This window comes from Winogradskyella psychrotolerans (genome assembly GCF_018860565.1).
Taxonomy (GTDB): Bacteria; Bacteroidota; Bacteroidia; order Flavobacteriales; family Flavobacteriaceae; genus Winogradskyella; species Winogradskyella damuponensis.
The window spans coordinates 42,231-64,554 of the sequence record NZ_JAHKPS010000029.1; the positions used below are offsets into that span (position 1 = coordinate 42,231).

Consider the following 22,324-nt stretch of genomic DNA (forward strand, 5'->3'; position numbering starts at 1 on the left):
ATGAAGAAGATCATTTATATAACCTTAATTTTAGTTACAGCTTTATCGTGTGAGGTGCTAGAGGTAAAACCTCAAAACTCGGTACCAGCAGAAGATGCCTTTAAAACAAAAGAAGATATAGATAAAGGTATTTTAGGAGCTTATGCGTCGTTTCAAAGTCTAAGTTATTACGGAAGAACGTTTAGTATATTTTCAGATTTAGCTTCAGATAATTTATCGCACCCAATTGATGCTACAGCAACAGAATATGCAGAAGTTGATAACAACAGCATTTTGCCAGAAAATGGATCTGTAGATGGCATTTGGAGTATCGCTTATGATGGCATTAACGTTGCAAACAACGTGATTGATAAAGTCCCATCTATTGCAAACATGACAGAAGAAGAAAAGAATGTCGCTTTAGCCGAATTGTATTTTATTAGAGCTCTAAATCATTTCAATTTATTAAACTATTTTGGAGGAGTTCCTATTAAAGTCACACCAACGGTTGGTACAGGAAATTTAGATGTACCAAGAAATAGTGTAGAAGAGGTCTATAATCAAATTATAAACGATCTTATTTTTGCTTCAGATTACCTACCTCCTGCCACTAATAAAGTAAGAGCATCTAAATATGCAGCAAAAGCCTTATTGGCAAAAGTATATTTATATAAAAAAGATTATCCTCAGGCTAAATCATTAGCTTCAGAAGTTATTGCAGACGGAGGTTATACGCTTTTACCTAATTATAGCGACATTTTCGCTGATGATGAATCGGCAGAGTCTATTTTCGAAATTTCATTTTCACAGTTGGAAAGAAACCGTATTTCAGAATATAATTTTCCAACAGCGCTTAACGGAAGACGAGAAGTAGAGCCATCTCAAGATTTATTAGATGCTTATGAAGCAAATGACGAAAGATTTGATGCCAGTTTAGCTTTTGAAGGAGATCAAGCATATGCCATAAAATACGATGATTTAAGCTTAGGAGCAGATAACTTTATTGTTTTAAGACTAGCAGATATGTATTTGGTAAGAGCAGAAGCAGAAGCCAATTTACCAAGTCCAATAGTTTCAGCAATACAATCGGATATTAACGACATACGATTACGAGCCAATTTACAACCAACATCAGAATCTGGAGTTCCACAATTACAGCGAATCATTGAAAAAGAAAGACGTATAGAGTTTGCTTTTGAAGGGCAACGTTGGTTCGATTTGGTAAGAACAGATCGCGCCATAGCTGTTTTACCAAATGTGACTAGTACAAATCAAACACTTTTTCCAATTCCTACAGACGAAATACAAACTAATAACCATTCTGGAATGGTTCAAAATCCAGGATACTAAAAACTATCGATCATGATTAAAATAAATTTTATGAAAACTAATTTCTTAAGCTACATTTTTATAGCCGTTTTATCGTTTACATTTTTTACTTGTGAAGAAGATGATCCATTACCACCACAATCGCAAGCAGAGTTTACAGCTAGCGCAACCGAAGTTGCCGTTGGTGAAGAAATACAGTTTACCAACAATTCGCAAAATGCTACTGCTTATGCGTGGAGTTTTGGAGATGGTACAACGTCTAATCAAGTTTCGCCTAGAAAATCATACGATACTAGTAATGTCTTTTTAGTAAGTTTAGTATCTACAGGAGCTGGAGGTTCTACAATTTCTAATATGGAAATTACAGTAACACCTGCTGCATCTTTTATGGTTGAAGATGAAGAAAACCTTATAGCAACGATTCCTGTACAATTCACTAACACGTCTATTAGTGCAGATAGTTACTCTTGGTCGTTTGGTGATGCAGATAATTCAACATCTACAGAAGAAAATCCATTGTTTGCATTTCCGTCAGCTGGTACATTTACGGTAAGTTTAACAGCAAGTTCAGCGTATGGTTCGCAAACGGTGACAAAAGAAGTTGTAATTGGCGAAGCTCCAGAAAACCCAGCCGAACTATATTATATGGCAATCGGAGATGAGTATATAAGAAAACTTATTTTAGATGGTCAAGGGACGGTTGAAGATGTGTACAATGCCGTTGGAAAAGGTGGTGTTGGTATGGCTTACGATGCCGTTAATGAAAAATTATACTTCAGTGATTTTGATACAACTCCTTTTGGAAATATATGGAGAATGAATCTTGATGGTTCTGGTATCGAAGCTATTGCATCTAATATTGACGATCCTTACGCCATCGCATTAGATGTTGCAGGAAATAAAATTTATTGGGTAGATGATGCTGGTAATGTGTCCAAAGCAAATTTAGATGGTTCTAGTGCAGAAATTGGATTCTTCTCAATGACAGGAGTGTCTTGGAGAGCAATTTCTTTAGATGTTGAGAATAACAAAATGTACGTGTATGATGCTAACATTGAAGAAATCTACGAAGTTAATTTAGATGGCACAGATCCAAATGTTATTATCACAGGCAATTATGGCTACGCTATTTTAGTAGACACCGTAAACGACAAGATTTATTTTGATGATCAAAATGAAGAATTATTAAAAGTAGCCAATTTAGATGGTACCAATATTCAAACAATTGATGACGGAGGTTCTAGAATCTACGGTATGCAAATCGATCATGAAGCAGGTAAATTATATTGGTCTGGTCGTGATTCTGGGGAATTATACTCTGCTAATTTAGATGGTACAGATAAGGTCGTTTTAAGAACAGGAATTTCAAGTCCTAGAGGAATCGCATTAATAAAATAAAACTTTAAAATGATGAAGAACTTAATTTATATAGTGGCTCTACTGCTTACAGTTGGGATGTTTCAGTCGTGTTCCGATGATGATTATCCTGTGCCACCAGCAAGTACAGTACCTGAGTATAGTTATACCATAGATAACGACGAGTTTGCTCCTGCAACCGTAACGTTTACCAATAATTCTATCGTACCAGAAACCGTAGGTTCTGTAACCTATTATTGGAATTTTGGTGATGGACAATCCACTTCAGAAGAAAATCCAACACATCTATATACAGCGCCAGGAGCTTATAATGTGAATTTAGTTGTTGCAACTTCTGAATCCTTAGAAATAAACGAAATCACAAAAACCATTGTTATCAGAGACCCAAGTGCAACAGGAGTGCCTATTTATTTTACAGATGGAGCTCAAGTTTATGAAGGTTTAATTAATTCGCAAGCACCAATTTTTACACCTTTAAGTGGAGTTGCGGCGCAATCGTCTTATGGGATGGTAATGGATAAAGTAAATCATAAGCTTTATATAAGTGATTATGGAGCAGATAAAATTTACAGATCTAATTTAGATGGTAGCGATTTCGAAGAGTTTAGAGTCGGAGTTGATTCACCAAATGGAATGGCGATTGATTACCAAGACAACCAATTATATTGGGATACTAGCTCCGGAATTCAAAGAGGTAATATTGATGATTCTGATGTGAATCAGGTTGAAGATTTTGTTACAGGACAAACTAATGATCCCGATGGGCTTTCTATAGATTTAGTGAATAGAAAACTGTATTGGATTAACTACAATGGAGGTGTTTGGGTTAAGAATTTAGATGGTACAGGAGAGGCTGAATTAATACCAGCGATAGAAGGAGGAAGTATTTTAGTTGTTGGTGATAAAATTTTCTATGATGAATATGTTGCTTCTGGTGACATTAGATTAAAATCAGCAAATTTAGATGGTACTGGAATTTCAACTTTAGCAGTTAATATTGGTCGCGTTGTTTACGGAATTGGTTACGATGCCAATGACAATAAAATTTATTGGGGAGATCGTGCTACAGATGTCATGATGCGTGCTAATTTAGATGGTTCTAGTCCTGAAGCATGGTTTACACATTCAGCTGATACTAGAGGCATTGTTATAGGAGAATTGGAGTGATATGATGTTAAAAAGAATAGTATTGCTTAGTCTATTTTTAGGGTTTACAATTCAAAGTTGTGCTCAAAATTTAGATGCAAAAGGAAAGTTATTTATCATAGGTGGTGGTTCAAGACCAGCATCTATGGTAGATCGTATTGTTAAAGAATCAGGAATAGATAAAGAAGGCTACGGTATTGTGTTACCAATGTCTAGTTCTATACCAGATTCTTCAGCATATTATGCAACTAATCAATTTTATAAGTTAGGAGTTCATAATGTTTATGGTTTAAATTTTGTTAAAGACGAAGTGTTAACCGTTTCAAAATTAGATTCCATCCGAAACGCAAAATTGATTTATATTTCTGGGGGCGATCAAAATAAATTTATGGATATCGTTCAAGGTACAGAAATTGAAGTTTTAATTCACGAAGCTTATGAAAACGGATCTCTAATTGCTGGTACAAGTGCAGGAGCTGCCGTCATGAGTGAAATGATGATTACAGGAAGCGAGCTTAAACATCCAGATTACTCTTCTACCTTTAGAAATATTGAATCTGAGAATATCGAAATAAAATCAGGATTAGGATTAATAACCAACATTATTGTCGATCAGCATTTTGTAAAACGAAGTCGATATAATCGTTTATTAAGTGCGGTGATTGAATATCCAGAAATAGCCGGAATTGGTATTGATGAATCCACAGCAATTTTAATATCTGGAAAAACGATAGAAGTGGTTGGTGAATCTCAGGTCGTCGTTTTTACAAATCCAGATAAATCAAAAACCACATTTAATGATAAACTTGGAGCTCATGGCCTTATAATGAACTTATATTTGCCAGGAGAAACTTTCAAAATAGATTAAAGTAAGGGTTTCCTAATAGTTCGATTAGTACGTACAAGACATATTAACAACCTTAAGATTTCTTAGAAAGGATTGTCTTTTTGAGAATAAGCGAAGTATAAAATAATGTTTGTGTTCTATAATCTTCACCGTTCAGATTGTCCCCTTGAGGGGACTTTAGGGGTGTTTCTTTTTAGGATCTTGATTAAGAAAAATTAAAGACTATTTAAAACAAATTAAAAATGATTTCAAATATTAAAAATTCACTTTTTATTGCTGTCTTATGCGTTTCGCTTTTAGGTTTTTCTCAAAATAACAGAAAAGAAAAAAGCATAATAAAAGCGGTAGATAAGCATACAGAAAATGCTATTGACTTGATTAAAGAATCAGTCAACATCAATAGCGGCACCATGAATTTTGAAGGTGTAAAAGAAGTGGGAAAACTCTATCAAAAGGAATTAGATAAATTAGGGTTTAAAACCGAATTGACTAATGGTGATGCTTATGGTAGAGCAGGACATTTAATTGCAACAAGAAAAGGAAAAAAAGGCCCAAAATTTTTAATGATAGGTCATTTAGATACTGTTTTTGAATTAGATAGTCCTTTTCAAGACTACACTATGCTTAACGATTCTATCATGAAAGGACCAGGCGTTGCCGATATGAAAGGTGGTGACGTTATCATCATTTTAGCCATGCAAGCTTTACACGATGCTGGACTTTTAGATGATATGTCTATAGAAATTGTAATGACAGGCGACGAAGAAAAGAGTGGGGACCCTTTAGAATTGTCTAAAAAAGCTTTAATCGATGCCGCAAAACGCGCAGATATTGCTTTAGGCTTTGAAAATGGAGATAATAACCCAAAGACAATAGTGGTTTCAAGAAGGGGGTCTGCAGATTGGCAACTCAAAGTAACAGGAAACCCTGCGCATTCTTCTCAAATTTTCACAGAAGAAATTGGAGCAGGAGCCATTTATGAAACGTCTAGGATTTTAAATGAATTTTACGTTCAGTTAGCCAAAGAAAAAGATTTAACCTTCAACCCAGGATTCATTATTGGAGGTACAGCATTACAACCCGATGAAGATGGAACAGGTGGACATGCTTTTGGAAAATCTAATGTAGTATCTCAAGAGGCTATTGTTCGTGGAGACTTAAGAGCCGTGTCATTAGATCAACTGATTAAAGCTAAAGCCACAATGAAAAAGATAGTTTCTGAAAATTACCCAAAAACGAAGGCCGAATTAACATTTTCAGCAGGTGCATATCCACCATTAACCAAAACAGATGGAAATGTGAAGTTGTTAGAATATTATAATACCGTAAGTAAAGATTTAGGTTTTGGATCTGTCACAGCTGTAAATCCAAGAAATGCTGGTGCTGCAGATATTTCGTTTACTTCAGAATATGTAGATATGGCAATTGATGGTTTAGGGCTTACAGGAGGTGGAGACGACCACACAATTAATGAAACCGGAGATTTAAATACGGTAGCAACACAAGCAAAAATAACCGCAGTTTTGATGTACAGGTTAGTGAATTCTAAATTGAAATAGGTATTAGGCATGAGGCATTAAGGATTAGGTTGAAAGCATTCATTTTAAGAAGAATATTAAATAAGAACACATGAAAAAAATTACCCTATTATGTTTGTTGAGTTTACAAATTGGATTTGCTCAAGATTATACAGAATATCATACAGGAAGTAATACAGATGCTATTACTAATCATGAAGCTGGAGTTTGTTTAATGGGTGGAGCAACGGAACAAGAAGATGCTATGATTTGGTTTTTAAATAAAGCAGACGGAGGAGATGTTGTAGTGCTTAGAGCATCAGGAAGCGATGGTTATAACGATTATTTTTATACGGATTTAGCCTCAGATTTAAGTTCGCCAATTAATTCTGTAACCACATTTGTTATCAATAACGTTGCTGGCGCTACAGATTCTTATGTGTTACAAAAAGTAGCTGATGCAGAAGCCATTTGGTTTGCTGGTGGAGATCAATACGATTATGTCAGTTATTTTAAGGATAATGCTATGGAAGATGCACTAAATACCTTTGTGAATACCAAACAAGGAGTCATTGGTGGTACTAGTGCTGGTTTGGCTATTTTAGGAGGTCATTATTTTTCTGCACAATATGGAACCTTGTCTAGTGAAGTCGCTTTAAGTAATCCATACCATCCAAGAGTCGCTATTGGTGAAAATGATTTTTTAGATATACCAAATTTGAATAACCTGATTACAGATTCGCATTACGACAGCCCAGACCGAAGAGCAAGACATAGTGTAATGTTGGCCAGAATTGCAACAGATAATGGTACACGTTCTTTTGGAATAGGCTGTAATGAATATACCGCAGTGTGTGTTGAACCAGATGGTAAAGCGTATGTGTATGGAGAGTATCCTGCTTACGATGAGTATGTTTATTTTTTACAAGCCAATTGTACCACAGATTTTGAGCCAGAAACTTGCGTGTCGGGTTCTCCTTTAACGTGGAATAGAGGAGCAGAAGCCATCAAAGTTTACAAAGTCCCAGGAACAGAAACAGGCGTGAATTATTTTGATCTCTCAGATTGGGAAACAGGCAGTGGAGGAGAATGGAGAAATTGGTCTATAGATAATGGTGTCTTTACATCAGTAGCAGGTACTAACCCACAATGTTCTTTATCTGTTTCAGAATTTGAAATGGCAAAAATTAAAGTGTATCCTAATCCGTTTGTAGATACCATTCAAATAGAATCTGATGTGGTATTAAAATCAGTTCAACTTATTGATATTTTAGGAAAAGCAATTCCCGTAAAATTACAGTCCGATATGACTATTAATGTGACATCATTAAGTTCTGGAATTTATTTTATGCAATTGAAAAGTGATTCTGCTACTCAAGTTGTAAGACTTGTGAAGAAATAGAACGGTTGTATTGATTTTGAAACAATGGACTTATTTAATTCTGAAATAGATGCTAATCTTTTACCATTTGATGGAGAAGTCAATTATTACGGCTCCATAATGACTGTTGAAAAAGCACAAGAATATTACGAAAAATTATTTCAATATATTGATTGGGAGAATGATAAAGCCATCATTTTTGGAAAACTAATTATTACGAAACGAAAAGTAGCGTGGTATGGAGATCAACCATTTAGTTATACCTATTCTAAAACTACAAAATCGGCATTACCTTGGAATAAAGAGCTCTTAGAACTCAAGAAAATGGTAGAAGCCAAAACAGGAGAAACTTTTAATTCATGCTTACTTAATTTGTACCACAGTGGAGAAGAAGGTATGGCTTGGCATAGTGATGGAGAAAAGGATTTAAAAAAGAATGGAGCCATTGCATCTTTAAGTTTTGGTGCAGAACGTCATTTTTTATTTAAACATAAAGCGACTAAGCAAAACGTTTCTGTTCAGTTAGAAAAAGGCAGTTTGTTGGTAATGAAAGGATCTACTCAAACCCATTGGTTACATCGCTTACCTCCAACTAAAAAAGTAAAAACACCAAGGATTAATTTAACGTTTAGAACTATAGAATATTAATTAAGATTCTAAATAAGCCATAATTTTTAAAACAGCGCCAGTATTAGAGTCTATAAAAGATTTAGTAATATTACCTTGCTTTTTTCTCAATACATCATCAGTAATTAAAGCGCTTAAAGAAGCGTTGAAGGCTGAAGAACTCGCTAAACTAGTAACTCCTCCTAAATTAATAAGTTCTTTAGCTTCAGGAAACTTGTTGTAGTTCTTTCCAATAAGAATTGGAATGCCAAAAACAGCAGGTTCTAGTATATTATGCAAACCAGTTGTTCCTGCGCCTCCACCAACATAAGCCATATCTGCATAGCTATAAGCTTTGCTTAAATACCCAATGGTGTCTAAAATAAAGACTTTATAATGGGCTAAATTTTGATGTTCAGTTAATTCTGAATAACAAATGGTTTTTACGTTTAATTGTGATTTTAAAGAAGCCACATAACTAGGCTTTATATTATGTGGAGCAATTACAAACTTTACATCTGCATTAGTATTAGAATTTATGAAATCCATATATAATTTATCATCATCTGGCCAAGAGCTTCCAAAAACCACACATAATTTGTCGTTTTTAAATTCTTCAATAAAAGAAACTGTATTGTCAACTTTTAATTGATTTGAAACCCTATCAAATCGTGTGTCGCCAGAAACAGAAACAGCATTATACCCAATACTATGAAGTAATGTTTTAGAGTTTTCGTCTTGTGTAAAAATATGATTGAACGCAAACAGCGCAGACTTTGCATAACTGCCATGCCATTTAAAAAAAATGTGATCTTTTCTAAATACAGCAGAAATTAAAATCGCTTTTAGGTCACGTTTTTTAATTTCATGTAAAAAATTAGGCCATATTTCATATTTTACAAATAGTGTGTAATCGGGATTTACCAAATCTAAAAAACGTTTGGCATTTGCTTTGGTGTCAAGCGGAAGGTAAACTACAACATCGGCGATTTTTGCGTTTTTTCTAACGTCATAACCAGAAGGCGAAAAGAAAGACAATACGACTTTGTAGTCAGGATGCTTAGCTTTTAAAGCTTCAAAAACAGGTAAGCCTTGTTCATATTCGCCTAAGGACGCACAATGAAACCAAAAGGTTTTGTCTTCTGGAGTAATGGTTTTTTTAAGTCTTGAAAAGGTGTTTTTTCTGCCAATAACTCCCTGTTTCAATTTAGAATTGAATAATGAAGCAATTGTAATAACAAAATTTGCTAAGTAAATTCCTATGGAATAGAGTCCTTTCAAAAAAAAGATTTGTGCTAAAATACATTTCTTTCAATTAAAAGCATTGGCTCAGCCATTACAATTTTGTATTTTCGCTTAGAGCCTTTGGCTTTTTTTATTATACACTAAAATGTAGTCTTTAGAATGAGAAAAATACAAATGGTTGACCTTCAGAGTCAATACGCAAAAATAAAAGATGTTGTAGATCCATCGATAGCAGAAGTGATGGAAAGTGCTGCATTTATCAATGGACCTAAAGTACATCAATTTCAAAAAAATCTTGAAGATTACTTAGGAGTTAGAAATGTTATTCCTTGTGCCAATGGTACAGATGCTTTGCAAATCGCCATGATGGGCTTAGGCTTGCAGCCTGGAGATGAGGTGATAACAGCCGATTTTACGTTCGCAGCCACTGTTGAGGTTATTGCATTATTACAATTAACTCCAGTTTTAGTAGATGTGAATCCCGTAACGTTTAATATTGATGTCGCTGCGATTGAAAAAGCAATTACACCAAAAACTAAGGCTATTGTGCCAGTTCATTTATTTGGACTTCCGGCAGAAATGGATGCCATTATGGAATTAGCGAAAGCACATAACTTATACGTCATTGAAGATAATGCGCAAGCTATTGGAGCAAGTTATACACATAGCGATGGTAGTAAAACCAAAGCAGGAACCATAGGGCATGTAGCTTCTACGTCGTTTTTTCCATCTAAAAACTTAGGTTGTTATGGAGATGGTGGCGCCATTTTTACTAATGATGATGATTTGGCCCATAAAATTAGAGGTATTGTAAATCATGGAATGTACGAACGATATCATCATGATGTGGTTGGTGTAAATTCACGTTTAGATTCTATTCAAGCCGCTGTTTTAGATGCTAAATTACCGCATTTAGATAGCTACAATACAGCTAGACGAAACACAGCAAGAAAATATAATGAAGCTTTTAAAGATCATCCTAATATTGTAACTCCAACAGGGTTAGAGCATGGAGATAGTAGTGATGATCATGTTTTTCATCAATATACACTTAATTTAAAAGGAGTAGATAGAGATGCTCTTGTAGCACACTTACAATCAAAAAATATTCCATGTGGAGTGTATTATCCAATTCCGTTGCACAGACAAAAAGCGTATATGGATGAGCGTTATAACGAATCAGATTTTCCAGTTACCAATGCCTTAATCCAATCTGTGATTTCACTTCCAATGCATACAGAACTTGATGATGAACAAATTGAATGTATCACAAGTACAGTTTTAAATTTTATACAGACAAATAAATAATATGAAGATTTTAGTAACAGGCGGTTTAGGTTTTATTGGGTCGCATACCGTTGTTGAATTACAAAACGAAGGCTACGAAGTCGTAATTATAGATAATTTATCCAATTCTTCAATTGAAGTTTTAGATGGTATCACTGCTATTACGAATAAAAAGCCACATTTTGAAAAATTAGATTTAAGAGTAAAACAAGACGTACAGGACTTTTTTAAACGTCATAATGATGTTGTTGGAGTCATTCACTTTGCCGCAAGTAAAGCGGTTGGAGAAAGTGTCGCTGAACCTTTAATGTATTATGAAAATAATATTACAACTTTGGTTTATATGCTTCAGGAATTAAGTGGTTTAAATACTAAGAATTTTATTTTTAGTTCATCATGTACGGTTTATGGTCAAGCAGATGAATTGCCAATTACTGAAAATGCACCTGTTAAAGTTGCAGAATCTCCTTATGGAAATACAAAACAAATAGGTGAAGAAATTATTAGAGACGTCTGTAAAGTAAATGGAGATGTTAACGCTATTGCTTTACGTTATTTTAATCCTATCGGAGCGCATCCTTCAACAGAAATAGGGGAATTACCTATTGGAGTGCCGCAAAATCTAGTACCTTTTATTACGCAAACGGGAATTGGTATACGAGAACAATTATCTGTTTTTGGAGGAGATTACCCAACGTCAGATGGTACTTGTGTTAGAGATTATATTCACGTGGTAGATTTAGCAAAAGCGCATGTACTGGCTTTACAGCGATTATTGAATCATAAAAACGATTCTAATTTTGAGTTTTTTAACTTAGGAACAGGAAAAGGAAGTACAGTTTTAGAGGCTGTTCAGTCTTTTGAACGCGTTTCTGGGAAATCTTTAAATTATAAAATTGTAGATAGACGCGAAGGAGATGTCATTTCGGCTTATGCTGAAACGTCCAAAGCCAATAAGGTTTTAGGTTGGAAAACCGAATTGACCTTAGACGACGCAATGGATTCTGCTTGGAAATGGGAACAAAAAATAAGAACTAAATAATTATGAAAACTTTACTTGGGATTTTAGTATTGCTCTGTACAGTAACACTTACGGCACAGAACACGTATTTACACTGTGGAAAATTGATAGATACAAAATCAGGTAAAGTACAAAAGAAGAAAACTATTGTTGTTTCTGGCGATAAAATAATTTCGGTTGAAAATGGCTATATAAATCCAACAAGTGCAGAAGATATCACAGTAGATTTAAAGTCTAAAACGGTCATGCCAGGCTTAATAGATATGCATGTTCATATTGAAGGCGAAACGAGTCCAAAAGCCTATCTTAATAAATATACCTTGAATGATGCAGATGTAGCTTTTAATTCTACAAATTATGCGAAAGTCACCTTAATGAGTGGTTTTACAACGGTTAGAGATTTAGGAGGTTCTGGAGTAAATATAGCATTAAGAAATGCCATAAACGCAGGAAAAGTTGTTGGTCCAAGAATTTTTACAGCAGGTAAATCATTAGCAACGACAGGAGGTCATGCCGACCCAACAAACGGATCTAGTAAAAATCTTATGGGTGATCCTGGTCCAAAGGAAGGCGTGGTTAATGGTGTCGAGGATGCGAAGAAAGCAGTAAGACAACGGTATAAAAACGGAGCAGACTTAATTAAAATAACAGCAACAGGCGGTGTTTTGAGTATGGCTAAAAGTGGACAAAATCCACAATTTACTGTCGAAGAAATAAAAGCAATTTGCGAAACAGCCAAAGATTATGGCTTTCATGTAGCTGCACATGCCCATGGAGATGAAGGGATGCAACGTGCCATTTTAGGTGGAGTAAAAACGATTGAGCATGGTACTTTAATGAGTGATGAAACTATGGAGCTTATGAAGAAGCACGATGTTTATTTAGTGCCAACCATTACAGCAGGTAAGTTTGTGTCTGATAAAGCAAAGATTTCGGGTTATTATCCTGAAATTATTGTTCCTAAAGCTTTAAATATTGGACCAAAAATTCAAAATATGTTTGGTAGAGCTTATAAATCAGGTGTGGGAATTGCCTTTGGTACTGATGCTGCTGTATTTTATCATGGTGATAATGCTAAAGAGTTTGGTTATATGGTTGAAGCAGGAATGCCTGCAATTGAAGCGCTTCAAAGTGCAACAGTTACCAATGCTATGTTGTTACAAATGGAAGATAAAATTGGACAAATTAAACCTAATTATTTAGCAGATATTATTGCTGTAAATGACGATCCAATAATTACAATTTCTACTATGGAAAACGTCACTTTTGTAATGAAAAACGGCATTATTTACAAAAAATAGCCCATTTTAAGCGAAATTTTGATTATTGAATGTGTAACCCTTAAGCTACAACGATGCGAATATGTTAATTGTTGTAGTGTCTGATTTTCAATATGATAATATCAAAAGGGGTTAACCCTGTTTTAACATTCATTTCTTGGAGTTGGTCATCAATCTTCGTTGCTTTGCAGTGAATGATAATTGAACAACATGAAATTGATTAGTATTAAAAGAGAGACCAAAACAGAAGGTCGCTTCACAAAAAAAATGGGTGTATTACAAACTAAAGTCACCTACATCAAAAAACAATTTTTAAGTATTCCATACAAAACACTTCACAAATATCGTGAAACTTATTATGGTGAAATTAAAGATTGCGAAGATTGTAAACTAGCGCGTTAAGCAATCTTTTCTTTTTTCTTGTTGTTAAAAACACCACTGAATAGTAGCATTACCATTCCTATGGTAACAGACATATCAGCAACATTAAAGATTCCTGTTTTAAAAACACCGCCTAAATCAATAAAGAAAAAGTCAGTGACTTCACCGAAAACAATTCGGTCAAAGACATTGGCTATACCTCCTCCTGCAATACAGCAAAAGGCAATAAGGCTTAATCTGTCTAATTCTTTAGTTTTTAAAATATAATATATCACATAAGCTAAAACAAGGGTTGGTAAAACTAACAAGAAGATTAACCTAAGCGTAGGATTCATATCACTTCCCATACCTAAAAAAGCTCCTTTGTTTTCTACCCAAATAAGTTGAAAATAATCTTGTATAACATTGATTTGGCCTTTACCTCCTTTAATCATTGTTGTTCTAACAATTACTTTAGAAATTTGATCAATGGCAATATTAAAAGCTATGAGTAATACAATAAATAGTGATCTGTTCAAAGTGATTGGGTTTAGGAGTTAGTTTCAAAAGTAGCTGAAGTCGTTTCTGCTTCTCTATGTATTTTCTTTACTAAGCCTTGTAATACTTTTCCAGGTCCTACTTCTGTAAAATGTGATGCACCATCAGCAACCATTTGCTGTATCGATTGTGTCCAACGAACAGGAGCTGTTAATTGTGAAATTAAATTGGATTTAATTTCATTTTCATCTGTTATAGCAGACGCTGTTACGTTTTGATATATTGGGCAATTAGGTTTACTAAATGTTGTATTCTCTATGGCAGCAGCCAATTCTTCGCGAGCAGGTTCCATTAATGGAGAGTGAAATGCTCCACCAACAGGTAATACCAAAGCACGTCTTGCACCAGCTTCTTTTAATGCCTCACAAGCTTTATTGATGGCTTCTACCTCGCCAGAAATTACTAATTGACCTGGACAATTATAATTTGCAGGAACTACAACTCCTGCTATAGTTTTACAGATGTCTTCAACAACGGTATCTTCTAAACCTAAAACGGCAGCCATAGTGCTTGGTTGCAATTCACAGGCTTTTTGCATGGCTTGTGCACGTTGTGATACTAATTTAAGTCCGTCTTCAAAAGTTAATGCTCCAGCGGCAACTAATGCAGAAAATTCACCAAGAGAATGACCCGCAACCATATCCGGCTTAAAGCTGTCTCCAAGTGTTTTTGCTAAAATTACAGAGTGTAAAAAGATCGCAGGTTGAGTGACTTTAGTTTCTTTTAAATCTTCAACAGAACCTTCAAACATAATGTCTGTAATATTAAAACCAAGTATATCATTGGCTTTTTCAAATAATTCTTGTGCTAAAGGTGAGTTTTCGTAAAGGTCTAATCCCATTCCTGAGAATTGAGCACCTTGACCTGGAAATATATATGCGTTCATTTGTGTTTCAATTTAAGATGCAAAAATAGGAATAATATCTTGAAATTGAATTAAGATTGCGTTGCTGATAGAAACAGGAATAAAGACTGTTTTAACTTCATTAGAACAATTATATCGTATACGTATTCTAAACACAAGCAGCTTCAGCACAACGCTCACCATCCATAGCTGCAGAAATAATACCTCCAGCATAACCACCACCTTCTCCACAAGGAAACAAATTAGCGATTTCAGGATGTTCTAAAGTTTCTGTTCTTGGAATGTTTACAGGTGAAGATGTACGAGATTCTACACCAATAATATTAGCCTCTTCGGTATAGTAGCCTTTCATTTTTTCGCCAAATGCTTTAAAACCTTTGCGTAAAGATCCTCCAATTATTTTGGGTAGTAATGAATGCAATGGTGCCGATTTTAAACCTGGTTGGTAAGAGGTTTCATTTAAACTTGAAGACAATTTGCCTTCTACAAAATCCGTCAACCTTTGAGCAGGTGCCGATTGTCCACGTCCTCCAGCAGTGAAGGCTAAACGTTCTAAATCCTTTTGATATTCGAGTGCTTTTAAAGCTCCAAAATGTTCGTATTTGTAAAGATCTTTATCAGCATTAATTTCTGTGACGATGCCTGAATTGGCAAACTTATTGTTTCGTTTGGAAGGTGACATCCCGTTAACGACAACTTCACCATTGGCTGTGGCTGCAGGAACGATAAATCCACCAGGACACATACAGAAGGAATACACACCTCTGTCATTCACTTGTTGTACCAAACTGTATGAAGCAGCCGGAAGTAACGCGTCGCGTTGCTTACCTTTACAGTGGTATTGAATACCATCAATGATATCTTGCGGATGCTCTACACGCACTCCCATGGCAAATGATTTGGCTTCTAATTTTATCTTCTTATCATTTAACAAATAAAAAATATCCCTTGCAGAATGCCCCGTCGCTAGAATGACTTTTTCAACATCAAGTTCATTGTCATTGTTAAGCTGAATAGCCACAATTTTATTGTTCTTAATCGTGAAATCAGTAACGCGAGTTTCAAAATGAACTTCGCCACCAAACTTGATGATATTCTCTCTTATATTTTGAACCACTTTTGGTAGTTTATTGGTCCCGATATGTGGATGGGCATCAACTAAAATTTGATCTGTTGCTCCGTGATACACTAGGTTTTCAAAGATTCTTCTAACATCTCCACGTTTTAAACTTCTGGTGTACAATTTACCATCAGAATACGTACCAGCACCACCTTCACCAAAACAGTAATTGGAATCTTCGTTTACAAAATGATCTTGGTTAATGGCTTTTAAATCACGTCGACGGTCTTGCACATTTTTACCGCGTTCTAATACAATAGGCTTAAAACCTAATTCTATACAACGCAATGCGGCATACATACCTGCTGGGCCAAAACCTATAATATGAATGGGTTTTGCATTAGAGACATCTTTATAATCAAAATGATAATCTGAAGTTTCTGGTACAGGTTCATTAATGTAAACTTCAACTTTATAGTTGAACATGATATTTCGCTTCCGTGCATCAATCGATTTTCTAAGAATTTTAATTCCTGAAATTTCGGAAGATTTCATTCCCAAATCGTAGGCTGCTTTGTTTAGCAAACCATCGGGTTGTCTTTCTTGCTGTAAATTAATGCGTAATTGTAAGGCTTTTATCATGTTGCAAAATTAAAGAAAAGAAATGTTATCAAAATTTTTAAATAGCACTAAGTTGTAATGTTAGTGTTTCTATATAAACATAAAAAAACCACGCTAAGGAACGTGGTTTTATTTTTATCTCAAATATAGTAGTGTGCTAAGGTTTTGTTTTAGGTTGATCTCTGTTTATTTCGGTGATATCAATTCCTGTTGCTTCTACTCCTAGTAAATGTTTACTAAAGTGATCGGCACGTAACCAAAAAGAATACTCAGTCATATTACCAAAACTATGACGTTGACCTGGCATAAGCATAAAATCGAAACGCTTGTTTGCTTTAATTAATGCGTTTGCCATTCTAATAGTGCCACCAGGATGTACATTATTATCAACGTCTCCAGTAATCAACATTAAGTTTCCTTTTAGATTTTTAGCTAAAGACTGGTTATTGTCAATAAGGTATTTGTATTTTACATTACCATCATCATCCATTTCTTCTTGTACACCATGATGCGTTTCACTCCACCAACTGTTATAAATGTTATTGTCGTGGTTTCCGGCAGAAGAGACTGCCGCTTTAAAGAAATCTGGATACACTAACATGGCTGCGGTAGACATAAAACCACCACCAGAATGACCGTAAATTCCAACTTTATTAATGTCAATAAAATTATGTTTGTCGGCAAGTTGTTCTGCAACGTGTCTCTTATCAGCCAAACCATAATCTCTAAGGTTTCCATAGCCATAGTTGTGATACCATTTAGAACGGTCTGGATGTCCACCACGATTTCCCATAGTGACTACAATAAATCCGACTTGTGCCATACGATCTAAGCGATCCATACGTACAGAAAATGATTTATTTACAGCTTCGGTTTGTGGACCAGGATATACATATTCTAGTAATGGGTATTTTTTAGTCTCATCAAAATCGAAAGGCTTGTACATTACTCCATAAATATCTGTAATACCATCGTCTGCCTTCATTTTAAAGGGTTCTGGAAATTGATAACCTGTAGCCATTAATTGTGATAGGTCGGCTTCTTCTAAATTCATAATAAGTTTTCCGGTATGAGATCTTAATTCTGATTTAGGAACGGTATTTACTCTAGAAAAATTATTTACAAAATAAGCATTTGAGTCTGCCATACTCGTACTCGTATTATAATCACCAGGATTTAAGGCTTGCAGTCCAGAGCCATTTAAGTTAATTTTATAAAGGTGTTCATAATACGGATCTTGGTCTTTTGGAATACCATGAGCTGTAAAATAAAGTGTTCTATTTTTTTCATCAACACCAATAGCGCGTTCTACATGATAAGAGCCTGAGGTCACTTCGTTTTTTAAGTTTCCTTCTGTATCATACAAATAATAGTGTGCCCAACCCGAACGTTCTGCCCAATGTAGCATTTCAGTTTCGTTATTTAGTAAGACTAGCGGACGTGACTCTATATAGGTATTGAAGCGTTCTTCAATTAAAACTTTTGTTTCTCCGGTATTAATATCAGCCACACAGATATCTAGTTTTTTACGATCTCTACTAATTGTGCTATAATAGATTTTACCTTTTTTAGATAAAAGTAATGAAGGTGAAAAATCATCATCGTAACTCGATTTTAATCTTGGCGCACGATACACTTGAATACTTTGTTGTTTAACAGTATCTAATTGGACTTTAATATTACTTTTTGAAGGTATATCGAAGACATGGAGTTCTGTTTTGTAATACTCATCTTCACCAGGCATGTGGTATTTGTAAGTTTCTAAAGTAGGACGCTTATTTGATGTTGTATTAATAACCCACAAATCGTTGATATGTCTAGAATCTGTTCTTTGGAATACAAACTTTTTAGAGTCGTGAGACCAAATACCACGAACATATTTACGTTTGTCTTTATTCTTTAATTTGGTTTCATTGTTTTCTCCACGGCTACTTCCACCAAAATCATAATTTTCTTCCCCATCAGTAGTCCATTGGTTCTCAATTATTGTAGAATCTTTCTCGTTTTTAACCGCTTTGAGAAAATTTTCCTTATCCATCCAATACAAATTGTAATGTTTAGAAAATAAGACTACAGAACTGTCTGGAGCAATGTTTGCCCATTTTTTCCAATCTTCTTTTTTCTTCTTCTTATTATCTAAGACGGTTAAGCCATTGCCACCAAGTTGGTATTCAAAATGGTAAACCTTGTTGACTTTTTTAGGCTTTTTAGCTTTGCCTTTTTTCTTTGTTTTGGTAGAGTCGGTGTCTATGTTGTTTTCAATATCGTTATCGTCGTCGTCGTTATCTTTTGCTTCGTCTACTTTTTCAGTAGATGTTACATAGAAACGTATTGCTGTTTCATTTTTTACAAACTCAAAGTTAAATTTTGGTAAATGTTTAGCATCATAAGGGTCTTTTGTGATTTCAGTGAGCCATTTTGCCATCTTTTCATTGTCAAAAAGTTCTTTTTTACTGCGTTTGTCTGCATCTACAATATAGTATTTAGAGCCTTCAGTTGTTTTGTATTGGTACCAAAATCGATTTCCATTTTTTAACCAATGTGGATTTACAGACGTTGAATGTACCAGTTTTGCTAAATTTGTTGGAGAAAATTTAGCTGCTGCTCTATAGTTAGGTGTTGGTGTTAGATTTTCTTTTTCGTTGTTCTGTGCGGTTATTAAACTACAAGATAAGCTTAATAGGAGTAGGAGTATTAATTTTTGCATGCGTTGTGGTTGGGTTTAAGTTGCGTTAGTTTCTTGATTTGACTAAAATACTAGGAATATTATAAAGGTGATAAATATTTAACATTAGCCTAACGAATTAAACGTGCTATTGCTTTTGTAATGAAGTGATTTTAGTATCTTGAAAAACATAAAAAAATAGATAATTGAGCTGGTTAAAAAAAGACCCTTTACAGATTATTGCATTTCAAAGTTATGGAACAGATTCTCATTTTTATGCTAGAGGTAGAGCATTAGAAGATGAATCAATAGATTTAGAGGCTAACAATACTTGGCAGCTTATCGTGAATTCTTGGAAACGTTTTGGAACTGATGAAATTAAGCATGTAGGTTTAGATTTAAAACTACCTAATAATAACATTTTAAAAGCTACGACAGATAGAAAAGGCTATTTTTGGGTTGAAGCTAATTTAGAAAACTTAAAATCACTTACCAATGATGAGGGTTGGTTGTCTTTTGAATTATCTTATAATGACGTCAATATAAAACGTAGCATACAGAATCAAAATCGATTTCCGGGAGAATTATTAATTCCTTCAAGTAAAGCGAAATTTGGTGTGGCAAGCGATATTGATGATACAATTTTGCATACAGGAGTTGTGTCTTTATTAAAGTGGAGATTAATTTATAATTCTATTTTTAAAAGTGCTAAAAGTAGAATTCCTTTAGAGGGCTCGGTAGAATTTTTTCATAAATTACATCGAGGCTCATCTGGTGATAATGCCAATCCTATTTTTTACGTTAGTCATAGTCCGTGGAATTTATACCGTTATTTAGAACTCTTTCTAAAGCAGAACGATTTTCCAAAAGGACCTATCTTATTGCGTAGCGTTAGCGAGGCTTTAAAGAAAAAGGAATTAGGTGATAAGCCTCAGAAACAAAAAGAGATTTTGAACCTTCTTAAAACGTATCCAGATTTGCCTTTTATTTTAATAGGTGATAGTGGCGAGCATGATCCAGATATTTATATAGAAGTAGCAGAAAAATTCCCAAATAGAATTCTTGCTATTTATCTACGGAGTGTTAAGCACAAAAAGAAAATGTTACGGGTAAGACGCTTGATAGAAACTTATAGCTTAACACCAGTTTTGCTTGTAGAAAATAGTCAACAGGCAATTGAATATGCTAGGGAACACGGATTTATTGTTTAAGGATGTTGTCTATTCTTTTTTTGTTTTTCTGTTGTAATAATGAAGGATATAGATTAAATATTACATTAAAAACAAACAATATTAGAGCAAAGGAGTAAGCTTTATTCCCTATTTGTAAACCTATAATAATAAGTATAAAAATGAAGCCAATAATATGTCCAATTTCGGCATAAACCATTTCATTTCTAATCTGTTTTAGATCTTCACGAGAAGCTCTTTTTTTTAGTTTTATATTTTGATTGAAGATTTTAAAGAAGCTGTTTTTTATAACCCAAGCAAATGCAGATAACCCAAGACTATTATAAATAGTTGCGCTTCTTATAAATTGAAAAGCTGATAATTTTGAATAGAATGTGGTGTTTTTTATAGCATTATTAACTATTAACCCAATCGTCCATGAGACAAAAGTAAATGTAATGGCCTTGAGAAAATAGAGTGTAAGAGTCACCTAAAATAAGCCATTAATCTCAGCATCAATTCTATTAATAATATCACCTAAATCTTCAGGGTTCGCTACAAAATCAAGATTGTCTACATCAATAATCAATAAATTACCTTTATTGTATTTAGAAATCCAAGCTTCGTAGCGCTCGTTTAAGCGACTTAAATAATCTATGCTGATAGTGTTTTCGTAATCGCGACCTCTTTTGTGAATTTGAGCGACCAAATTAGGAATAGAACTGCGTAAGTAAATCAATAAATCAGGCCCTTTTACAAAAGATTCCATTAACTCAAATAGCGAAGAATAGTTTTCAAAATCGCGATTTGTCATTAAGCCCATAGCATGTAAGTTGGGAGCAAAAATATGTGCATCCTCATAAATGGTTCTATCTTGAATGATATCTTTTCCGCTATCGTGAATTTGGTTGACTTGACGAAATCTGCTATTTAAGAAATACACTTGTAGATTAAAGCTCCAACGTTCCATCTGATTGTAAAAATCATCTAAATAAGGATTGTCAACGACATCTTCTAATTGTGCCTCCCATTTAAAATGTTTAGCGAGTAATTTTGTGAGTGTAGTTTTTCCAGCTCCTATATTTCCAGCAACAGCAACATGCATAATCTATTCCGTTTTTAATTGGTATTCTCGTAGTATTTCTTGGTCGTAAATATACACCGTTTCGTTGGTTACCAAAAACTGTTTTATTAACATTTTTGGATGTTGTATAGGCTTAATTTTAGAGCCATTTTTTTCTAAGAAATAAAGTTTTTCAGCCTTCTTTAAAAGCAAATATGCTTTACTAAAAGCTAAACGCTCATATCCTGTATTCTCTATCTTTTGAATTAAACTACCAAAATAATTATAAATGTAAAGAAAGTTCTCCGTAAGCAAATAGCAATAGTTATAGTCGCTTTTTAGGTCTAAAACGATAGACTGAACAGGAACAGTTTTGAGTTTTATCTTATTAGTTTTATAGTCATACAATTCTAAATATTGATAATCCTGATTGAATATCCACAACGAATTATCAAAACCAGAAGAGACAAAAGAGACACTTTTGTATGGGTGAATGGTATTAAAATCTACTTTTGAAATTTCGGCTAAACGATTGTCTAAAATTATAACTGTATTAAAATCTTTATAAAATAGGCTTATTTTTAAAGGGTTAAACGTGTTTGCCGATGTGATTTCTCCAAGTTGGAAATTGGCATAAGTAATGGTGGTATCCTTTGTTTTTTTATTAAATGAATTGTTTTCTGTAGTATAGTAAAGTGTTCCAAAGTTGTCAATGCCAAAAATAGCTTTGGTTTCAATTTTTATAGAATCTTTTAGAGTAGCAGTAATTCGTTGTTGCGTTTTCTCTTGTGAAAAGCAAAATAAACTAAAGAGAAAAAACAAATACACTAATTTTTGCATGATTGTGGGCGAATAAGCTTGAAAAATACAAAAATTGTGTCAGACTTTGTGTCAAGATCTTTTAGGTTTTTAAAACCTGAAAGGTTTAAACTTGGCTGCTAAGCTAAA

Annotated in this window: 20 protein-coding genes; 12 read left to right on the top strand and 8 right to left on the bottom strand. The window is 34.3% G+C overall.

Annotated elements, in window-relative coordinates:
- The 7 genes from KO504_RS15590 (at position 1) to KO504_RS15620 (ending at position 8,224) form a co-directional block, all read left to right on the top strand.
- Positions 1 to 1,329: a RagB/SusD family nutrient uptake outer membrane protein gene (locus KO504_RS15590; RefSeq protein WP_215928379.1), complete on the top strand. Its 1,329-nt coding sequence runs from the start codon at positions 1 to 3 to the stop codon at positions 1,327 to 1,329.
- A gap of 30 nt (positions 1,330 to 1,359) precedes the next feature.
- Entirely contained in the window at positions 1,360 to 2,706 is a 1,347-nt protein-coding gene (locus tag KO504_RS15595; RefSeq protein ID WP_215928381.1) for a PKD domain-containing protein, read from the top strand.
- 9 nt (positions 2,707 to 2,715) lie between these two features.
- Entirely contained in the window at positions 2,716 to 3,852 is a 1,137-nt protein-coding gene (locus tag KO504_RS15600) for a PKD domain-containing protein (protein WP_252723719.1), read from the top strand.
- Between the two features lies 1 nt (position 3,853).
- On the top strand, positions 3,854 to 4,699 hold the full coding sequence (locus KO504_RS15605; RefSeq protein WP_215928388.1) for a cyanophycinase: 846 nt from the start codon (positions 3,854 to 3,856) through the stop codon (positions 4,697 to 4,699).
- Between the two features lie 221 nt (positions 4,700 to 4,920).
- Positions 4,921 to 6,237 (top strand): M20/M25/M40 family metallo-hydrolase, encoded by a 1,317-nt coding sequence (locus tag KO504_RS15610; protein WP_215928390.1) that lies wholly within the window; start codon positions 4,921 to 4,923, stop codon positions 6,235 to 6,237.
- Positions 6,238 to 6,307: 70 nt separating this feature from the next.
- On the top strand, positions 6,308 to 7,597 hold the full coding sequence (locus KO504_RS15615; RefSeq protein WP_215928392.1) for a T9SS type A sorting domain-containing protein: 1,290 nt from the start codon (positions 6,308 to 6,310) through the stop codon (positions 7,595 to 7,597).
- Between the two features lie 24 nt (positions 7,598 to 7,621).
- A complete protein-coding gene (locus tag KO504_RS15620) occupies positions 7,622 to 8,224 on the top strand; it encodes an alpha-ketoglutarate-dependent dioxygenase AlkB family protein (protein WP_215928401.1) in 603 nt (200 codons plus the stop codon).
- Here KO504_RS15620 and KO504_RS15625 read toward each other — a convergent pair whose 3' ends face one another.
- Positions 8,225 to 9,463 carry a 3-deoxy-D-manno-octulosonic acid transferase gene (locus tag KO504_RS15625; RefSeq protein WP_215928403.1) on the bottom strand — a complete coding sequence of 413 codons (1,239 nt, stop codon included), beginning with the start codon at positions 9,461 to 9,463 and terminating at the stop codon, positions 8,225 to 8,227.
- A 123-nt stretch (positions 9,464 to 9,586) separates the two neighbouring features.
- Here KO504_RS15625 and KO504_RS15630 point away from each other — a divergent pair, with 123 nt between their 5' ends.
- The 4 genes from KO504_RS15630 to KO504_RS15645 all read left to right on the top strand — a co-directional run bounded on the left by KO504_RS15630 (position 9,587) and on the right by KO504_RS15645 (position 13,417).
- The gene (locus tag KO504_RS15630; protein WP_252723720.1) at positions 9,587 to 10,735 is read left to right on the top strand and encodes a DegT/DnrJ/EryC1/StrS family aminotransferase; all 1,149 of its coding nucleotides are present in this window, start codon (positions 9,587 to 9,589) and stop codon (positions 10,733 to 10,735) included.
- A gap of 1 nt (position 10,736) precedes the next feature.
- On the top strand, positions 10,737 to 11,756 hold the full coding sequence (gene galE / locus KO504_RS15635) for a UDP-glucose 4-epimerase GalE (protein ID WP_215928405.1): 1,020 nt from the start codon (positions 10,737 to 10,739) through the stop codon (positions 11,754 to 11,756).
- A 2-nt stretch (positions 11,757 to 11,758) separates the two neighbouring features.
- Positions 11,759 to 13,036, top strand: coding sequence for a metal-dependent hydrolase family protein (locus KO504_RS15640; RefSeq protein WP_215928406.1), 1,278 nt, complete (start codon positions 11,759 to 11,761; stop codon positions 13,034 to 13,036).
- Between the two features lie 189 nt (positions 13,037 to 13,225).
- Positions 13,226 to 13,417, top strand: coding sequence for a hypothetical protein (locus KO504_RS15645; protein ID WP_215928408.1), 192 nt, complete (start codon positions 13,226 to 13,228; stop codon positions 13,415 to 13,417).
- Here KO504_RS15645 and lspA read toward each other — a convergent pair.
- The 4 genes from lspA to KO504_RS15665 form a co-directional block, all read right to left on the bottom strand.
- Complete coding sequence (gene lspA, locus KO504_RS15650; protein WP_252723721.1) at positions 13,414 to 13,914, bottom strand: signal peptidase II; 501 nt, start codon at positions 13,912 to 13,914, stop codon at positions 13,414 to 13,416. The genes KO504_RS15645 and lspA overlap by 4 nt on opposite strands.
- Positions 13,915 to 13,925: 11 nt before the next feature.
- Positions 13,926 to 14,819 carry an ACP S-malonyltransferase gene (fabD, locus tag KO504_RS15655; protein WP_215928409.1) on the bottom strand — a complete coding sequence of 298 codons (894 nt, stop codon included), beginning with the start codon at positions 14,817 to 14,819 and terminating at the stop codon, positions 13,926 to 13,928.
- Positions 14,820 to 14,946: 127 nt separating this feature from the next.
- Positions 14,947 to 16,500 (bottom strand): NAD(P)/FAD-dependent oxidoreductase, encoded by a 1,554-nt coding sequence (locus KO504_RS15660; RefSeq protein ID WP_215928411.1) that lies wholly within the window; start codon positions 16,498 to 16,500, stop codon positions 14,947 to 14,949.
- Between the two features lie 136 nt (positions 16,501 to 16,636).
- Positions 16,637 to 19,186, bottom strand: a complete 2,550-nt coding sequence (locus KO504_RS15665; RefSeq protein WP_215928413.1) for a S9 family peptidase — start codon at positions 19,184 to 19,186, stop codon at positions 16,637 to 16,639.
- A 164-nt stretch (positions 19,187 to 19,350) separates the two neighbouring features.
- On the opposite strand from KO504_RS15665, the gene KO504_RS15670 reads away from it, so the two are divergent.
- A complete protein-coding gene (locus KO504_RS15670; RefSeq protein WP_215928414.1) occupies positions 19,351 to 20,355 on the top strand; it encodes an App1 family protein in 1,005 nt (334 codons plus the stop codon).
- Here the strand turns inward: KO504_RS15670 and KO504_RS17445 are convergent.
- Genes KO504_RS17445 through KO504_RS15680 form a run of 3 tightly spaced genes read right to left on the bottom strand, consistent with a single transcriptional unit; the run spans position 20,345 to position 22,216 of the window.
- Entirely contained in the window at positions 20,345 to 20,803 is a 459-nt protein-coding gene (locus KO504_RS17445) for a hypothetical protein (RefSeq protein WP_354667406.1), read from the bottom strand. The two genes, KO504_RS15670 and KO504_RS17445, sit on opposite strands and share 11 nt — an antisense overlap.
- Positions 20,804 to 21,418, bottom strand: a complete 615-nt coding sequence (locus tag KO504_RS15675; protein WP_215928415.1) for a deoxynucleoside kinase — start codon at positions 21,416 to 21,418, stop codon at positions 20,804 to 20,806.
- A 3-nt stretch (positions 21,419 to 21,421) separates the two neighbouring features.
- Complete coding sequence (locus KO504_RS15680) at positions 21,422 to 22,216, bottom strand: hypothetical protein (RefSeq protein WP_215928416.1); 795 nt, start codon at positions 22,214 to 22,216, stop codon at positions 21,422 to 21,424.
- Positions 22,217 to 22,324: the final 108 nt, after the last annotated feature.